The 16473-nt window shown below is 67.4% G+C and carries 11 protein-coding genes; all 11 read left to right on the top strand.

Features of this window, described 5'->3' with window-relative positions; translation table 11 throughout:
• Positions 1 to 45 precede the first annotated feature (45 nt).
• Positions 46 to 1668: an acyl-CoA carboxylase subunit beta gene (locus AC1DS6_RS32510; RefSeq protein ID WP_477103949.1), complete on the top strand. Its 1623-nt coding sequence runs from the start codon at positions 46 to 48 to the stop codon at positions 1666 to 1668.
• Between the two features lie 69 nt (positions 1669 to 1737).
• Positions 1738 to 2892: an acyl-CoA dehydrogenase family protein gene (locus AC1DS6_RS32505; protein ID WP_276285953.1), complete on the top strand. Its 1155-nt coding sequence runs from the start codon at positions 1738 to 1740 to the stop codon at positions 2890 to 2892.
• A gap of 32 nt (positions 2893 to 2924) precedes the next feature.
• Positions 2925 to 4925 (top strand): acetyl/propionyl/methylcrotonyl-CoA carboxylase subunit alpha, encoded by a 2001-nt coding sequence (locus AC1DS6_RS32500; RefSeq protein ID WP_477103948.1) that lies wholly within the window; start codon positions 2925 to 2927, stop codon positions 4923 to 4925.
• 63 nt (positions 4926 to 4988) lie between these two features.
• Positions 4989 to 5774, top strand: coding sequence for an enoyl-CoA hydratase/isomerase family protein (locus tag AC1DS6_RS32495; RefSeq protein WP_441629603.1), 786 nt, complete (start codon positions 4989 to 4991; stop codon positions 5772 to 5774).
• 95 nt (positions 5775 to 5869) lie between these two features.
• Positions 5870 to 7459: an acyl-CoA synthetase gene (locus tag AC1DS6_RS32490; protein WP_441629604.1), complete on the top strand. Its 1590-nt coding sequence runs from the start codon at positions 5870 to 5872 to the stop codon at positions 7457 to 7459.
• A gap of 1211 nt (positions 7460 to 8670) precedes the next feature.
• Positions 8671 to 9543: a branched-chain amino acid ABC transporter permease gene (locus tag AC1DS6_RS32485; RefSeq protein WP_428180351.1), complete on the top strand. Its 873-nt coding sequence runs from the start codon at positions 8671 to 8673 to the stop codon at positions 9541 to 9543.
• A gap of 7 nt (positions 9544 to 9550) precedes the next feature.
• Positions 9551 to 10627: a branched-chain amino acid ABC transporter permease gene (locus AC1DS6_RS32480; protein WP_441629605.1), complete on the top strand. Its 1077-nt coding sequence runs from the start codon at positions 9551 to 9553 to the stop codon at positions 10625 to 10627.
• Positions 10628 to 10640: 13 nt separating this feature from the next.
• A complete protein-coding gene (locus AC1DS6_RS32475) occupies positions 10641 to 11438 on the top strand; it encodes an ABC transporter ATP-binding protein (protein WP_477103947.1) in 798 nt (265 codons plus the stop codon).
• Positions 11435 to 12247: an ABC transporter ATP-binding protein gene (locus AC1DS6_RS32470; RefSeq protein ID WP_477103946.1), complete on the top strand. Its 813-nt coding sequence runs from the start codon at positions 11435 to 11437 to the stop codon at positions 12245 to 12247. The genes AC1DS6_RS32475 and AC1DS6_RS32470 overlap by 4 nt, the downstream gene beginning before the upstream one ends.
• Before the next feature lie 81 nt (positions 12248 to 12328).
• Positions 12329 to 14158 carry an AMP-dependent synthetase/ligase gene (locus AC1DS6_RS32465; RefSeq protein ID WP_477103945.1) on the top strand — a complete coding sequence of 610 codons (1830 nt, stop codon included), beginning with the start codon at positions 12329 to 12331 and terminating at the stop codon, positions 14156 to 14158.
• Positions 14159 to 14185: 27 nt separating this feature from the next.
• The gene (locus tag AC1DS6_RS32460; protein WP_477103944.1) at positions 14186 to 16444 is read left to right on the top strand and encodes a 3-hydroxyacyl-CoA dehydrogenase NAD-binding domain-containing protein; all 2259 of its coding nucleotides are present in this window, start codon (positions 14186 to 14188) and stop codon (positions 16442 to 16444) included.
• The last annotated feature ends 29 nt before the right edge of the window (positions 16445 to 16473 follow it).

The raw sequence follows: 16473 nt of genomic DNA, 5'->3' as shown, positions 1-16473 counted from the left end.
GACTTCACACCGGCGCACTGCCGCCTCGAGCAACGTGAAACCCACATGGCAAATATCGAATCCAGACTCTCCGCCGGCAGCGAAGCATTCCAGGCCAACCGCGCCGGCATGCTAGCCCTGCTGGAACGTATCCGCGCCTTCGAACAGCGTGCCGCCAATACGTCCGCCGGATCGCGCGCGCGCTTCGAGAAGCGCGGGCAGTTGCTGCCGCGCGAGCGCCTGGCGCTGCTGCTTGACCCGGGCGCACCGTTCATCGAACTGTCGTCGCTGGCCGGGCTGGGGCTGGACAACCCCGACCTGGACAAGAGCGTACCCGGCGGCGGCCTGATCGCCGGCATCGGCTTTGTATCGGGCCTGCGCTGCATGATCAGCGCCTCGGACGCCGGCATCAACGCCGGCGCCTTGCAGCCCAAGGGGCTGGACAAGCAACTGCGCGCGCAAGAACTCGCGCTCGAAAACAAGCTGCCGTACGTGCAACTGGTAGAGAGCGCCGGCGCCAACCTGATGACCTACAAGGTCGAGGATTTCGTGCGCGGCGGCAACCTGTTCCGCAACCTGGCGCGCCTGTCGGCGGCCGGCCTGCCGGTGGTGACGGTGACGCATGGCTCCTCCACCGCCGGCGGCGCCTACCAGACCGGTTTGTCGGACTACATCATCATGGTGCGGGGCCGTTCGCGCGCGTTCCTGGCCGGGCCGCCGCTGCTGATGGCGGCCACCGGCGAGGTAGCCACCGAGGAGGAACTGGGCGGCGCGGTGATGCATACCTCGGTTTCCGGCCTGGGCGACTACCTGGCCGAAGACGACCGCGATGCGCTGCGGATTGCGCGCGAGATCCTGGGCAAGATCGACTGGAACCGCGACCAGCCCGCCGCCGCGCCGCGCGCGTTCAAGCCGCCGCGCTACGACGCCGAGGAACTGCTCGGCGTGATGCCGATGGACCACAAGCGCCCCGTCGACATGAAGGAGGTGATCGCGCGCATTGCGGACGATTCCGACTTCCTTGAATTCGGCGAGAACTATGGCGGCGCCACCGTGTGCGGCCATATCAAGATCGAAGGCTGGCCGCTGTGCATCATCACCAACAACGGCCCCATCGATCCCGCCGGCGCGACCAAGGCCACCCACTTTATCCAGGCCTGCTGCCAGTCGCGCACGCCCATCCTCTACCTGAACAACACCACCGGCTTCATGGTGGGCCGCAGCTACGAGGAAGCCGGCATGATCAAGCACGGCTCCAAGATGATCCAGGCGGTGAGCAACGCCACCGTGCCGCAGATCACCATCTACTGCGGCGCCTCGTTCGGCGCGGGCAACTATGGCATGTGCGGGCGGGGCTTCCATCCGCGCTTCTGCTTCTCCTGGCCCAATGCCAAGACCGCGGTGATGGGCGGCGAACAGGCGGCCCGCACCATGGCCATCGTCACGGAGGCCGCCATGAAGCGCAAAGGCGGGGAGGCTGACTCCGACCAGCTTGAGGCGTTGCAGAAGGGCATCGTGGAGCGCTTCGACCGCCAGATGAGCGTGTTCGTCACCAGCGCCCATGTGCTGGACGATGGCGTGATCGACCCGCGCAATACGCGTGCGGTGCTGGCCAATGTGCTGGCCGTCTGCCGCGAGGGCGACGCCAGGACACCGCAACCCATGCAATTCGCCGTGGCGCGGCCCTGACCTGAAGGCCACGGCCCCATCCGGAACATAAGACAAGAACACAGAGAACAGAGAACGGAGACCCGAGACATGCAACTCACCCCCGAACACGAGGCGCTGCGCGCCACCATCAAGCGCTTTATCGCCGAGCAGATCAATCCGTACGTGGATGCCTGGGAAGAGGCCGAGATCTTCCCGGCGCATGAAGTCTTCCGCAAGATGGGCGAGCTTGGCCTGCTGGGCCTGTCCAAGCCGGAGGAGGATGGCGGCATGGGCCTCGATTACTCCTACAGCGCGGTGCTGGCTGAGACGCTGTCCGATATCAACTGCGGCGGCGTGCCGATGGCCATCGGCGTGCAGACCGACATGGCCACGCCGGCCCTGGCCCACCACGGCAGCGCGGAGTTGCGCCGCGAATTCCTGGCACCCGCGATCCGCGGCGAGTACGTGGCCTGCCTGGGCGTCTCGGAGGTGGGCAGCGGCTCCGACGTGGCCTCGATCAAGACCACGGCGCGGCGCGACGGCGACGACTACATCATCAACGGCGGCAAGATGTGGACCACCAACGGCACCCAGGCGGATTTCTGCTGCGTGCTGGCCAATACGTCGGACGGGGCCCCGCACCGCAACAAGACGCTGATCGTGGTGCCAATGAAGACCCGGGGCGTCTCGGTGGCCAAGAAGATCCGCAAGATCGGCATGGACTCGTCCGATACCGCGCAGCTTTACTTCGACGATGTGCGCGTGCCGCAGCGCTACCGCATCGGCCAGGAAGGCATGGGCTTTACCTACCAGATGGAGCAGTTCCAGGTGGAGCGGCTGTGGGGTGCCCTGAGCTCATGCAGCCGGTGCGCCAAGGCCATCGACCTCACCATCGAGTACACCCGCGAGCGCAAGGCCTTTGGCCGCTCCATCCTGGACAACCAGTGGGTGCACTACACCCTGGCCGAACTGCAGACCGAGGTGGAAGCGCTGCACGCGCTGTGCTGGCGCGCCGTGGAGATGATGGTGCGGGGCGAGGATGCCACGCGCCTGGCCACCATGGCCAAGCTCAAGGCGGGCCGGCTGTCGCGCGAGGTAGCGGATCGCTGCCTGCAGTTCTGGGGCGGCATGGGCTATGTGCTGGAAAGCCCGATCTCGCGCATTTTCCGGGACGGGCGGCTCACCTCCATCGGCGGCGGCGCCGACGAGGTCATGATGCAGATCCTGTGCAAGTTCATGGGGACGTTTCCCCAGGCGAAGTAAGCGTTCAAAGCTAAAGACCAGAACAGGCCACCATGAAGCAGCCCACGCCATTCCACAAGATCCTGATCGCCAATCGCGGCGAAATCGCCCTGCGCGTGATGCGCAGCGCCACCGCGCTGGGCTACCGCACGGTGGCGGTCTACTCCAGCGCCGACGCCGATGCGCGGCATGTCCACGAGGCCGGCCAGGCGGTGCATATCGGCGAGGCGCAGCCGGCGCAATCCTACCTGCGCATCGACGCCATCATCGAGGCCGCCAGGCGTTGCGGCGCCGATGCGGTGCATCCCGGCTACGGCTTCCTGGCCGAGAACGCCGCCTTCGCGCGGGCCTGCCGCGAGGCGGGGCTGGTGTTTATCGGCCCGTCCGCCGAGTCCATCGTGGCGATGGGCAACAAGGCCGGCGCCAAGCGCCTGATGATGGCGGCCGGCGTGCCCTGCATCCCCGGCTACCAGGGCGAAGACCAGGATGAAGCGCGCCTGTGCGCCGAAGCCGGCCGCATCGGCTTTCCGGTGATGATCAAGGCCACGGCGGGCGGAGGCGGGCGCGGCATGCGGCTGGTGCCCGATGCGCGGTCGTTCCCCGAATTGCTGCGTAGCGCGCGCTCGGAGGCGCAGGGCGCCTTCGGCGATCCGGAGGTGATTCTGGAGCGGGCCGTGATCGAACCACGCCATATCGAGATCCAGATCCTGGCCGACCGTTATGGCAACGCCATCCACCTGGGCGAGCGCGACTGCTCGGTGCAGCGGCGCCACCAGAAGCTGATCGAGGAAGCGCCATCGCCGGCGGTGAGCCCCGAGTTGCGGGCCCGCATGGGCGCCACCGCCGTGGCCGCCGTCAAGGCGATCGGCTATGAAGGCGCCGGCACGCTGGAGTTCCTGCTGGACCGCGACGGTAATTACTACTTCATGGAAATGAACACGCGGCTGCAGGTGGAGCATCCCGTGACGGAGGCGATCACCGGCCTGGACCTGGTGGCGCTGCAATTGCGGATCGCCGCCGGCGAGCCGCTGCCGCTGGCGCAGGAAGATGTAACCTTCTCCGGCCACGCCATCGAAGTGCGGCTGTGCGCCGAAGACGCCGACCGGGGCTTCATGCCGCAAAGCGGCGCCATTGCGTTGTGGCAGGCGCCGGCCGCCTTGCGGGTGGAGCATGCGCTGGGCAGTGGCGCGGCGATTCCGCCTTACTACGACTCCATGATCGCCAAGCTGGTCAGCCACGGCGGCACGCGCGACGAAGCCTGCCGCAAGCTGTCCCGCGGACTGGAAGACCTGGTGGCGCTCGGCGTGACCACCAACCAGGTATTCCTGGGCCGCTGCCTGGCGCATCCGGCCTTTGCCGCGGGCGAAGCCACCACGGCCTTCATCGGCCAGCACCAGGATGCGCTGTTGCGGCCCGACGCGCCGCTGCGCCGGCGTGCGGCCGCGCTGGCCGCGCTGCTGCTGTACGAGACTTCCCCCGAGCGTCAGCCCGGAGCGCCCGCCGCCAGCCTGGCGCCGACGCTGCCGATCGGCCTGCGCTACCGGCTCGACGGGGCGGAGCATCAGGCCACGCTGGCGTTCGGCGGCGGCAATCGCTTTGAAGTCGCCATGGGCGAAACACGTTTCGCCTTCGAGACCCTTGCGCTGGGCGAGCATGCCGTGCGGTTCCGCTGCGACGGCGTGGTCGAGAGCGCGGACTTCCATCGCGACGGCAACACGCTGCTGCTGCAATACCAGGGCGCGCCGCTGCGCGTCGAGGACCATACGCGGGCGGCGGCCGCGCGGGCCGGCGAAGCCGCCGGCGATGGCAAGCTGCGCGCCTCGATGAACGGCCGGGTGGTCAATGTCATGGTTGCCACCGGCGACCAGGTCGAAGCCGGCCAGCCCATGGTGACGCTGGAAGCCATGAAGATGGAGCATATCCACGTGGCGCCCGCTGCCGGGCGGGTCGGCGCCGTGCATGTGCAGATCGGCGACCAGGCCGCGGCCATGCGCGTGATCGCGGAGATCGAGTTCGCGGCGACGCCGGCTGAGCCGGTGAAGGCAGCCGCTTGAACCGCCTCTGCCTCTTCCTTCTCCTTTTCCCGAACACAGACACAGCCTATCCGGCGGAGCACCATGAGCGAATCGGAAACCCCAGCCGTCCTGCATGAAAAACGCGGCGCCGCGTTCTGGATCACCATCAACCGGCCCGACAAGCGCAACGCCATCAACAAGGAAGTGGTGGACGGCATCCGCGCCGGCTACCGGGCGGCTCACGCCGATCCGGCCATCCGCGCCATCGTACTCACCGGCGCCGGCGACAAGGCCTTTTGCGCCGGTGGCGACCTGCAACCGGGCAAGGGCTTTGCCTTCGACCTGTCGCGGCCTAATGTGGACTACGCCGACATGCTGCGCGAGGCGCAGCAGGCCACGCTGCCCAGCATCGCGCGGATCAACGGCACCTGCATGGCAGGCGGCATGGGACTGCTGTGCATGACGGACATGGCGGTGGCCGCCGACAACGTGCTGTTTGGCCTGCCCGAAGTCAAGGTAGGGGTGTTCCCGATGCAGGTGCTGAGCCTGCTGCAGACGCTGGCGCCACCCCGGCTGGTGCGCGAATGGTGCATCAGCGGCGAGCCGTTTTCCGCCGCCGAGGCCAAGGCCGCCGGGCTGGTCAACCACCTGGCCGCGCCGGGCGAGCTGGACGCCCGGACCGAATGGCTGATCGCCCGCGTGGCCGACAAGTCGCCCACTGCGATACGGCGCGGCAAGTACGCCATGCAGGCGATGGCGTCGATGAGCTTCGCGGAGGGCATCGCCTATACCGAAAGCCAGATCGCGCTGCTGGCCATGACCGAAGATGCCCGCGAAGGGCTGGCCGCCTTCAACGAGAAGCGCAAGCCGGTCTGGACGGGGAAGTAGACCGCGAAGCAGATCGGGCAAATCGACGGGTAATCCGGGCGCCGGGCAGGGAAGGGCGCGCCGGTTGCCAGGTATTTGAGGAACGGGAGCCGAATATGAACGCAGCATCGTCCTTGCATCCGGCCCTTGCCGGCGCAATCCATGACAACAGCGACAGCGCGGCCATGCTGGCGCCCGGCATGGCGGAATGGCTGCGCCGCCGCGCCGCGCGCAGTCCGGACCGCCCGGCGCTGACCTGCGCGGGACGGACCTGGACTTACGCCGGACTGGTGGCGGACGTGGAACGGATGGCTGCCGTGCTGGCGGCCGGCGGCATAGGCCGTGGCCAGCGCGTGGGCTACCTCGGCCTGAACGATCCGCTGTTCCTGGTGACGCAGTTCGCCTGCGGCTGGCTGGGCGCCATCTTCGTGCCGCTCAATTTCCGGCTGACCGGCCCGGAACTGGCGTATATCCTCAACGATGCCGGCGTGCATACGCTGTTTGCCGACGAAGACCATGCCGGCCTGATCGACGAGGTGCGCGCGGGCCTGGAATGCCGGCGCTACCTGCGGCGCACCATGGCGCCGGGCTGGGAGGCACTGGTGCCGCTGATGACGCAGGCCAACGCCGCACCGCCGCCGGCTTCCACCCACCCCGATGAAGTGGCCGCGGTGATGTACACCTCGGGCACCACCGGCCATCCCAAGGGCGCCATGCTGACGCACGGCAACTTCTGGGCCAATAACCTGAACGTGATGATGATGAGCGACCTCGCCAGCAGCGATGTCGCGCTCAACTTCGCTCCGCTGTTTCACGTTGGCGGCATGTGCTGCGTGAGCTTGCCCATCCTGATGGCGGGCGGCCACCTTGTGCTGCAGCGCAGCTTCGATCCGGCCGGCGTGATGCAGGCGGTGGCCGAGCATCGCGTGACGGTGAGCTTCGCCGTGCCCGCCATGCTGCTGTTTGTCAGCCAGCACCCGGATTTCGAACGGGCCGATCTGTCCAGCCTGCGGGGCATCTCGGTGGGCGGCGCGCCCATGCCCGAGCCGTTGTTGCGGCTGTTCGTTGCGCGCGGCATCCCCGTCAACCAGGGCTACGGGCTGACCGAGACCGCCGCCGCGACCACCTTCCTGGACCCCGGGCGCGCGCAGGACAAGCTCGGCTCCTGTGGCACGCCGGCCATGCTGACTGAAGTCAGCATCCGCGATTTCGAGGGCAGGCTGTTGACCGAACCCCACGCGCGCGGCGAGATCTGCGCGCGTGGCGGCAATATCATGAAGGGCTACTGGAACCGCCCGGACGCCAGCGCCGCAGCGTTCTACGAAGGCGGCTGGTTCCGTACCGGCGACGTTGGCTATGCCGACGAAGAAGGCTTCTACTATGTCTGCGACCGCCTCAAGGACATGGTCATCACCGGCGGCGAGAACGTCTACCCGGCTGAGGTGGAGAGCGTGCTGTACGAGCATCCCGCCATTGCGGAAGTCGCCGTGATCGGTGCGCCCGATCCGCGCTGGGGCGAGCACGTGGTCGCCGTGGCGGCGCTCAAGCCGGGGGCCAGCCTGACGCTGGATGAACTGCAGGCCTTCGCGGAGCCGCGGCTGGCGCGCTACAAGCTGCCGCGTGCGTTGAGGGTGGTGGCGGCGTTGCCGCGTAATCCAACGGGGAAGGTGTTGAAGGTGCGGTTGAGGGAGATGGGATTGGAGTAGGGGGGGTGGCCCATGGTGGGGGGGGGTCTGCTGCTTCTTTCGCTGATTCTTTGTGCGGCGTTGGTTTTTGGACCCAAGTGCGTACGACATCCCCCTGCGGGGGACGCCGGTCACTCTTCTTTGCTTCGGCAAAGAAGACTAACGAGAAGAAAGCCGACCCTGCCGGGAGCAGAGCAATCAGGCTCTCGAATATCAATGATTTCGTCGTACGGCCCGGAGTGCCGGCGGGCTTCTGCCGGTACCGGCTTGACTGGCCACGATCCTGCCAGCTTCCGGGATTCGTGGTGCGGCCCCCGGTAGCAGACATCACTTGCTTCAAGCCGTCTGTCGCTCGCGTAGTGGCCGGCCACGAAGTTGCAGGCGCACCGGTTCCGTCGTGGGCGCGGTGGCACCGGATTGATATGCCCAAGACCGTGACCACCGCGCCCGCCCCACCACGAAACCATTGACGGGCGATGTGTCGTGATGGCGCGCACCGGTAACGGCAGATGGTCGAACGCTCACCGCACACGAGGTCAGGGGCTGTACCACGTAACCCATGGGTCATGCAGAAGCGACGTCCTTTGGGCCGGTGGGATCCGCCAGCCAGCACCTTGGGCCTGACGACGAAACCACCGACGCCCAATAGCCTGATTGCTCTGCCCCCGGCAGGGTCGGCTTTCTTCTCGTTAGTCTTCTTTGCCGAAGCAAAGAAGAGTGACCGGCGTCCCCCGCAGGGGGATGTCGTACGCACTTGGGTCCAAAAACCAACGCCGCTCAAAGAATCAACGACCAACCCGCAAAGCACAAGGCGCATTCGCCCCACCAGACCAGAACCATCTGAACTCGGCTAGGAAATTTCGCAAGAAGAAGATCTCGCAAAAGGAAGAGGAACACCCAATGGCAGGACCAACCATCGACTTCTGGCAAGCCCGCTTCGAATCCGGGCAAACCCCTTGGGAACGCGAAGCCGCCAGCCCGCAACTGGCGCACAGCGCCAGCCGCGTTATCCATGGGTAATCCCCAATCCATATACAGCCAGTCAACACAAGAGCCACACCGGTAGTTTTGTTACGGTGGCACCAGTCGCATCAGTCGCAACACGGCGAAGCGCAAGACGGCACGTGCCGCACCCGATGCCATCGGGCGCGCGTGACCCACCCAATTCCGAGATCGACCCCGGCCACCCGCACACCGCGCGCGGCAAGGGGCGGCCGGCACAGGAGACAAGATTGGAGATCCTGCAATTGACGATCTCGGGCATCGCGCTGGGCTGCATCTACGCGCTGATCGCCCTGGGCTTTGTGCTGATCTACAAGGCCACCGAGACCGTGAACTTTGCCCAGGGCGAGTTCATGATGCTCGGCGCCTTCGCCGGCGTGGTGCTGACCATGCTCGGCCTGCCCCTGCTGCTGGCGGTGCCGCTGACGGTGGCGGGCATGGCCGGCTTCGGCATGCTGGTGGAACGCCTGGCGATTCGCCCCATCCTCGGCCAGCCGCAGTTCACGGTAGTGATGCTCACCATCGGCATGGGCTACGTGATGCGCGGCCTGATCACCATGGTGCCGGGCATCGGCGCCGGCACGCATACCCTGCCGGTGCCTTACCAGGGCATGGTATGGCGCACCGGCGGGCTGGTGCTCAGCGTGGAGCAGGTGGCGGTCATCGGCGTCACCGCCGCGCTCTGCGTGGTGCTGTACCTGGTGTTCCGCTACAGCCGCATCGGCGTGGCCATGCAGGCCAGCTCGCAGAACCAGCTGGCCGCCTATTACATGGGCATTCCGGTACGGCGGCTGAATGGGCTGGTGTGGGGGCTGTCGGCTTCGGTGGCGGCCATCGCCGGCCTGCTGCTGGCGCCCATCACCTTTGTCCACGCCAGCATGGGCATGCTCGGCCTCAAGGCATTCCCCGCCGCGGTGGTTGGTGGCTTCGGCAGCCTGCCGGGCGCGATCGTGGGTGGGCTGGTGATTGGGGTGGTGGAGTCGCTGGCGGGCTTCTACCTGCCGGAAGGCTTCAAGGATGTGGCGGCCTATGTGGTGGTGCTGGTCATGCTGGTGATCAAGCCCAACGGCCTGTTCGGCGAGAACCTGCGTAAAAAGGTGTAGAAACGCGATGCGATTCCTGTTCAAGACCGACTATCGCCAGGACCTCAGCCTGGCAAGGCACTCCGGCCACGTGTTCTGGTATGGCTTGCTGCTGGTTTGCCTGCTGATCGCGCCGGGCTGGGCCAGCAGCTACTGGATCGCGCAGCTTGGCTTCGTGCTGATCTACGCCATTGCGGGGCTGGGCCTGATGGTACTGTCCGGGTACACCGGGCTGCTGTCGATCGGGCATGCGGCATTCCTGGGCGTTGGCGCATATGCGCAGGCCTGGCTGACCAGCCACGGCGTGCCCTTCGTGCCGGCCTTGCTGGCGGCGGGGGCGCTGTCGGCGCTGGCGGGCGTGGTGGTGGGGCTGCCGGCGCTGCGGGTCAAGGGCATCTACCTGGCCATCGCGACGCTGGCCTTCGGGCTGATCGTCGAGGAAGTCCTGGCGCGCTGGGACAGCGTGACCGGCGGCAATGCGGGGCTGCCGGTGGCCGCGCCGCAACTGTTCAGCTACGTGCTGGAGGGGCCGGTGGCGTTCTACTACCTGGCGCTGGCGGTTTGCCTGCTGGCTACGCTGGCGGTGCTCAACCTGCTGCGCAGCGCCACCGGGCGGGCGTTCATCGCCATCCGCGATTCCGAGATCTCCGCGCAGAGCATGGGTATTCACCTGGCGCGCTACAAGACATTGTCATTTGCGCTGTCCGCCGCGCTGGTCGGCATCGCGGGAGCGCTCTACGCACACAAGCTGCGCTATATCTCGCCCGAGCAGTTCGGCATCGCCCAGTCGATCGACCTGTTGCTGCTGGTGGTGGTGGGCGGCCTGGGCTCGGTGCACGGCGCCTTCCTCGGTGCGATCTTCCTGATCGTCATGCCGCAGACGATCGTGCTGGCCAAGGATTTCCTGCCGCCGGCCATCGCGCAGGCCAGCGGGCTGCAGGCGCTGGTGTACGGGACGGTGCTGATGGCATTTGTCCTGTTCGAGCCGCTAGGGCTGTATGGGCGCTGGTGCAAGATCCGTACTTACCTGGAACTGTTCCCCTTCTATCGCCAGGGCATGTTCCGGCGCCAGAAGGCGTTCCAGCGCTCCGAGCGCCTGAAATAAGGAGGCCGGCACCATGACAGACACTCTTCTCAGCGTGCGCGACCTGTCGGTCCGCTTTGGCGGCGTGCTGGCGCTCAACGGCGTGAGCTTCGATGTCCGGCGCGGTGAGGTCTTTACACTAATCGGCCCCAACGGGGCCGGCAAGACCACGGTGTTCAACCTGATCAGCCGCATCTATCCGCCCACCAGCGGCGAGATCCTGTGGCAAGGCGAGGTGCTGACACAGTTGCCGCCGCACGCGATCGCCGCGCAGGGCATCGCGCGCACTTTCCAGAATATCGAGCTGTTCGAGCACGCCACGGTGCTGCAGAACCTGCTGATCGGCCATCACACGCATCGCGCCGCCGGGTTCTGGGCCGACCTGCTGTTCACGCCCGCAGCGCGCCGTTCGGAACTGGCCGCGCGCCACAAGGCTGAAGAAATGATCGAGCTGCTGGACCTGCAGGCACACCGCGATGCGCTGGTGGCGGGCCTGCCTTACGGCGTGCGCAAGGTGGTGGAACTGGCGCGCGCCCTGTGCAGCGGCCCGCGCCTGTTGCTGCTCGACGAGCCGTCCTCCGGACTGAATGTGGAAGAGACCGAGGACATGGCCTGGTGGATCCGCGACATCCAGAGCGAACTGGGCATCACCGTGCTGATGGTGGAGCACGACATGAGCCTGGTATCACGCGTGTCGGACCGGGTGCTGGCGATGAACCAGGGCCAGGTGCTGGCGCAGGGCACGCCGGCCGAGGTGCAGGCGCAGCCCGGCGTGATCGAGGCTTACCTGGGCACGGTGGACGACGTGGCCTCACTGCGGAGGGCGGCATGAACCTGATGGAAGGCACGGACAAGATGCGCGAGATCCAGGATGCCCCCGTGCTGGCGCTGGCCAACGTGGAAAGCGCATACGGGCCGGTCAAGGCGATCCGCGGCGTAAGCCTGGCGGTGCAGCGCGGCAGCATCGCCACCGTGCTGGGCGCCAATGGCGCCGGCAAGACCACCATCCTCAAGACCATTTCCGGCGTGCTCGACCCGACCCGCGGCAGCATCGCCTTCAAGGGCGAGAGCATTGCCGCGATGGACCCGGCGCAGATCGTGCGGCGCGGTCTGAGCCATGTGCCCGAGGGACGCGAGGTATTCCCGCTGCTGTCGGTACGGGACAACCTGCTGATGGGCGCCTATACGCGGCGCGACCGCGACGGCGTGGCGCGCGACATGGAGGCGGTCTACGGCTACTTCCCGGTGCTGCGCGAGCGCGCCGGCCAGGACGCAGGCCTGCTGTCGGGCGGCCAGCAGCAGATGCTGGCGATCTCGCGAGCGCTGATGGCGGCGCCCGAATTGATCCTGCTCGACGAGCCGAGCCTTGGCCTGTCGCCCAAGCTGACCAAGGACATCTTCGACATCGTGGTGCGCATCAACCGCGAGCGCGGCACCACCATCCTGCTGGTGGAGCAGAACGCCAACATGGCGCTCAACGCGGCGGACTACGGCTACGTGCTGGAGAACGGCCGTATCGTGGCCGAGGACACCTGCGCCGTGCTGCGCGAGAAGGACGATATCAAGGAGTTCTACCTCGGCATGAAGGACAGCGGCGTGCGCGGCGAGCGCCGCTGGAAGAAGCGCAAGACCTGGCGCTAGCACGCGGCAAGGGCCTCTGCAACCGAAACCGATCACCCGTTTTTCCGAGAGCAACCAATGGCAATGGCGAGAGCGCACACCATGAAGCCCCTTTCCGAAGCGGCATTCGACACCCTGCCGAAAATGTTCTGGCATGGCGTGGCCGAGCGCGGCGACGCGGTCATGATGCGGCAGAAGGATCTGGGCGTCTGGCGCAGCTACCGCTGGCGCGAAGTGGGCGAGATCGTGGCCGATGTTGCCGCCGGCCTGGCCGAGCTGGGCCTGCAGCCGGGCGAGGTGGTGTCGGTGCTGTCCAACACCAACCGGGAATGGGTGTGGAGCGACCTGGGCGCCTTGACGGCCGGCGCCGTGGTAAGCGGCATCTACCCCACCGATTCGCCTGCGCAGGTGGAATACCTGTGCCACGACTCCGGCAGCGTGATGCTCTTCGTGGAAAACGAGGAGCAGCTCGACAAATACCTGGAAGTGCGCGAGCGGTTGCCACGGCTGCGCAAGGTGGTGGTCTACGACATGGAAGGGCTGGCCGGCTTCGACGACCCGGACGTGCTCAGCTTCGACGCGCTGCTGGCACTCGGCAGGCAGGTGCGGGCGCGAGAGCCGGATCTGGTAGCGCAACGGCTGGCCGCCGGCAGCGCCGATGCGCTGGCGGTGCTCGTGTACACGTCGGGCACCACGGGACGGCCCAAGGGCGCGATGCTGTCGCACCGCAATGCGCTGCGCAGCTGCCTGACGCTGCGCGAGTTCCTGCCCGCCACCACCATCGGCGAGCGCATGGCCTTCCTGCCTCTGTGCCACGTCTCGGAGCGAATCTTCGGCGAGTATTACTCGATCCTGTCCGGCGCCGTCATCAACTTCGTCGAGAACCCGGACACCATCTTCGACAATATCCGCGAGATCCAGCCCGATGCTTTCCTGGCGGTGCCGCGCGTGTGGGAGAAACTCTATTCCAGCGTCACCATCGCGGTACGCGAGGCCACCCGCCTGCAGCGCTGGGCCTATGACTGGGCCATTGCCACCGGACGGGCCCGCGTGCACGAAGACGGCCAGGCAAAGCCGCTGCCACCCGGCGCGCGCCTGAAGCTCTGGCTCGCCGATACGCTGGTACTGGGTAACGTGCGCCGCATGATGGGGCTGAACCGCGTGCAACTGGCCGTGACCGGCGCGGCGCCGATCTCGCCGGACCTGATCCGCTGGTATATGGCGCTGGGCATCGTGCTGCACGAGCTATGGGGCATGACCGAGATCACCGGCGCGGCCACCTGCAACCCGCCGGGACGGACGCGGCCGGGCAGCATCGGCATCGCCTTGCCGCATACCGAGGTGAAGATCTCCCACGAGGGCGAGTTGCTGGTGCGCGGGCCGCAGGTGTTCATGGGCTACCTGAACCTGCCCGGCAAGACCGCCGAAACGATGGTGGACGGCTGGCTGCGCACGGGCGACGTGGGCCGGGTGGACGGGCAGGGCTATTTCTATATCACCGACCGCATGAAGGACCTGATCATCACCGCCGGCGGCAAGAACGTCACGCCGTCCGAGTGGGAGAACCAGCTCAAGTTCAGCCCTTACGTAACCGACGCCGTCGTCATCGGCGATCGCCGGCCCTACCTGAGCTGCCTGGTGATGATCGACCAGGACAACGTGGAACAGTGGGCGCAGGAGCACGACGTGCACTTCTCCGACTACGGCTCGCTGTGCCGCAGCAAGGAAGTGATCGCGCTGGTGGGGCAGGAAATCGACAAGGTCAACAAGCAGTTTGCGCGGGTCGAGCAGATCAAGGCGTTCCGGCTCATCGAGACCCGCCTCGGCGCCGAGGACGAGGAACTGACCCCGACCATGAAGCTCAAGCGCAAGCTGGTCAACGACAAGTACAGCGCGCTGATCGAGTCGATGTACCTGGCCAAGGTGGCCTGAACGCAAGCGGCCCCAACAGGAGGCGCCATGAGCGATGCAGACAAAGCGGTTCCCGTCAGCCTGGTGCGGCACGGCCGCATCGGCCTGCTGTGCATCGACCATCCGCCGGTGAATGCGCTCTCGGTGGCCACGGTAGCGGCGCTGGATGCCAGGGTGGCCGCCTTCGAGGCCGATCCCTCCCTCGATGGCTTGCTGATCTGGTGCGCGGGCCGGACCTTCGTGGCCGGTGGCGACATTGCCCAGTTCGACGCGCCGGATTTCTCCGCCGCGCCTTACAACCGCATCCTGGCGCGGATTGAAGCCAGCGAACGGCTGGTGGTGGCGGCCCTGCACGGCACCGCGCTCGGCGGCGGGCTGGAACTGGCGCTGGCCTGCCATTACCGGGTGGCCTTGCCCGGCACGCGGGTCGGGCTGCCGGAGATCAAGCTGGGGCTGCTGCCGGGCTCGCTCGGTACCCAGCGGCTGCCGCGCGCCTGCGGGGCAGCGCTGGCGCTGGACCTGATGCTGAGCGGGCGCATGCTCGACGCCGAGGCGGCGCTGGCCGCCGGCATCGTCGACGCGCTGGTGCAGGGCGAGCCGCTGGCCGCGGGCCTCAACTTCCTGGAAGACCTGCTTGAGCGTCTGGCGCCGCCGCGACGCCTGTCCACACTATCCGTACCCGTGGCTGGCCTGCCCAAGGACTTCTTCCCGCAAGCCATGCAACATGCCAAGCAGCAGCGCGCGCACTATCCCGCCGCCGCGGCCATCGTGCAAGCGGTGGAAGTGGCAGCGACGCTGCCATTCGCGCAGGGCGAGGCGATGGAGGCAGCCTTGCTCACCGCCTGCGTGGCCTCGCCCGAATCGCGGGCGCTGCGGCACCTGTTCTTTGCCGAACGGCAGGCGGCCCGCGTGCCCGGCATGCCCGCGGGAGCGGCGCCGCGCGCGCTGCACACGGCAGGCGTGGTCGGCGCCGGCACCATGGGCAGCCGCATCGCCATGAGCCTGGCGGATGCCGGCTTGCCGGTGACGCTGGTGGAAGCCAGCGGCACCGCGCTGGCGAGGGGCCTGGCCTCGGTCCGCGCCCAGTACGAAGCCAGCGCGGCGGCGGGGCGCATACAGCCGGAGCAGGTCGCCAGGCGCATGGGCCTGATCGCGGGAACCCTGGACTATGCAGCGCTGGCCGGCTGCGAGCTGGTGATCGAGGCGGTGGACGAGGACATGGCGCTCAAGCAGCATGTGTGCGCCCGGCTCGGGCGCATCTGCAAGCCCGGCGCGATCATCGCCACCAACACCTCGACGCTGGATGTGGAAGTGCTGGCCGAGTCCAGCGGCCGGCCCGCCGATTTCGCCGGCGTGCATTTCCGCAATCCGGCCAATGGCGGGCGGCTGATCGAGGTGGTGCGCGGCAGCGCCACCGCGCCGGATGTGCTGGTGACGGCCATGCAGCTGGCCCGGCGGCTCGGCAAGGTGGCGGTGGTGTCGGGCGTGTGCTTCGGCTTTATCGGCAACCGCATGGCCGAAGCCTACCTGCGCGAGAGCGAGTTCCTGCTGATGGAAGGGGTAAGCCCGGCGCGGCTCGACGCCGTGATGCAAGCCTACGGCATGGCGATGGGCCCATGCCGCATGCTGGACCTGGCCGGGATCGACGTGGGCGCCAAGATCGTGCTGGAGTACGGCAAGGCCGGCGGGCTGCCGCCCGATCCCGCCTACCGCGCGGTGGTGCGCACGCTGTTCATGCTGGGGCGGCTCGGCTGCAAGAGCGGCGCGGGCTATTACCGGTATCTGGATGGGCAACCGGTGCCCGACCCCGAAGCGGAACGCATCTGCGCCGCGCTGGGGCGCGCGCACGGCATCGCCCGCCGCATGGATATCGCCGATGCCGAGATCGTCGAGCGCCTGCTCTATCCCCTGATCAACGAGGCCGCCAAGCTGCTGGAAGAGGGCGTAGCGTGCCGGCCCGGCGACATCGACATGGTGTGGACCGCCGGCTATGGCTTTCCGGATTACCTCGGCGGCCCGGTCTGGCAGGCCGACAGCATTGGCCTGCCGCGCATCGTGGCGGGACTGGAGCGCTATGCGCGGCTGCGCGGCAATCCTTACGACTACTGGGACATCTCGCCGTTGCTGGCGGCACTGGCGCGGGGCGGGCAGCACTTGTCCGGCTGGTCGGCACCGCCGGCCGCGGCCGATACGCCTGCAACGGCGGAGCAGGGCCGTCCCGCCATGCCCATCTCGTTATCGCCGGATCCGCTGGCCGGGCAAAGCCGGATCCAGTCTGGACCCAAGCCGCCGCAGAGCGTGCATTGACCAAGGCAGTCCGTCAGTTCCTATATCCA

It is taken from the genome of Cupriavidus sp. 05L310 (assembly GCF_056398185.1).
Note: the sequence above shows the minus strand (reverse complement) of the source record. Positions and strands in the feature narration are given on the sequence as shown.

Excerpts from the sequence above, each read along its gene's own strand:
- AC1DS6_RS32505 (WP_276285953.1), top strand. The coding sequence starts at position 1,738 with ATGCAACTCACCCCCGAACACGAGGCGCTGCGCGCCACCATCAAGCGC.
- AC1DS6_RS32510 (WP_477103949.1), top strand. The coding sequence starts at position 46 with ATGGCAAATATCGAATCCAGACTCTCCGCCGGCAGCGAAGCATTCCAG.
- AC1DS6_RS32490 (WP_441629604.1), top strand. The coding sequence starts at position 5,870 with ATGAACGCAGCATCGTCCTTGCATCCGGCCCTTGCCGGCGCAATCCAT.
- AC1DS6_RS32475 (WP_477103947.1), top strand. The coding sequence starts at position 10,641 with ATGACAGACACTCTTCTCAGCGTGCGCGACCTGTCGGTCCGCTTTGGC.
- AC1DS6_RS32500 (WP_477103948.1), top strand. The coding sequence starts at position 2,925 with ATGAAGCAGCCCACGCCATTCCACAAGATCCTGATCGCCAATCGCGGC.
- AC1DS6_RS32460 (WP_477103944.1), top strand. The coding sequence starts at position 14,186 with ATGAGCGATGCAGACAAAGCGGTTCCCGTCAGCCTGGTGCGGCACGGC.
- AC1DS6_RS32480 (WP_441629605.1), top strand. The coding sequence starts at position 9,551 with ATGCGATTCCTGTTCAAGACCGACTATCGCCAGGACCTCAGCCTGGCA.
- AC1DS6_RS32495 (WP_441629603.1), top strand. The coding sequence starts at position 4,989 with ATGAGCGAATCGGAAACCCCAGCCGTCCTGCATGAAAAACGCGGCGCC.
- AC1DS6_RS32465 (WP_477103945.1), top strand. The coding sequence starts at position 12,329 with ATGAAGCCCCTTTCCGAAGCGGCATTCGACACCCTGCCGAAAATGTTC.
- AC1DS6_RS32470 (WP_477103946.1), top strand. The coding sequence starts at position 11,435 with ATGAACCTGATGGAAGGCACGGACAAGATGCGCGAGATCCAGGATGCC.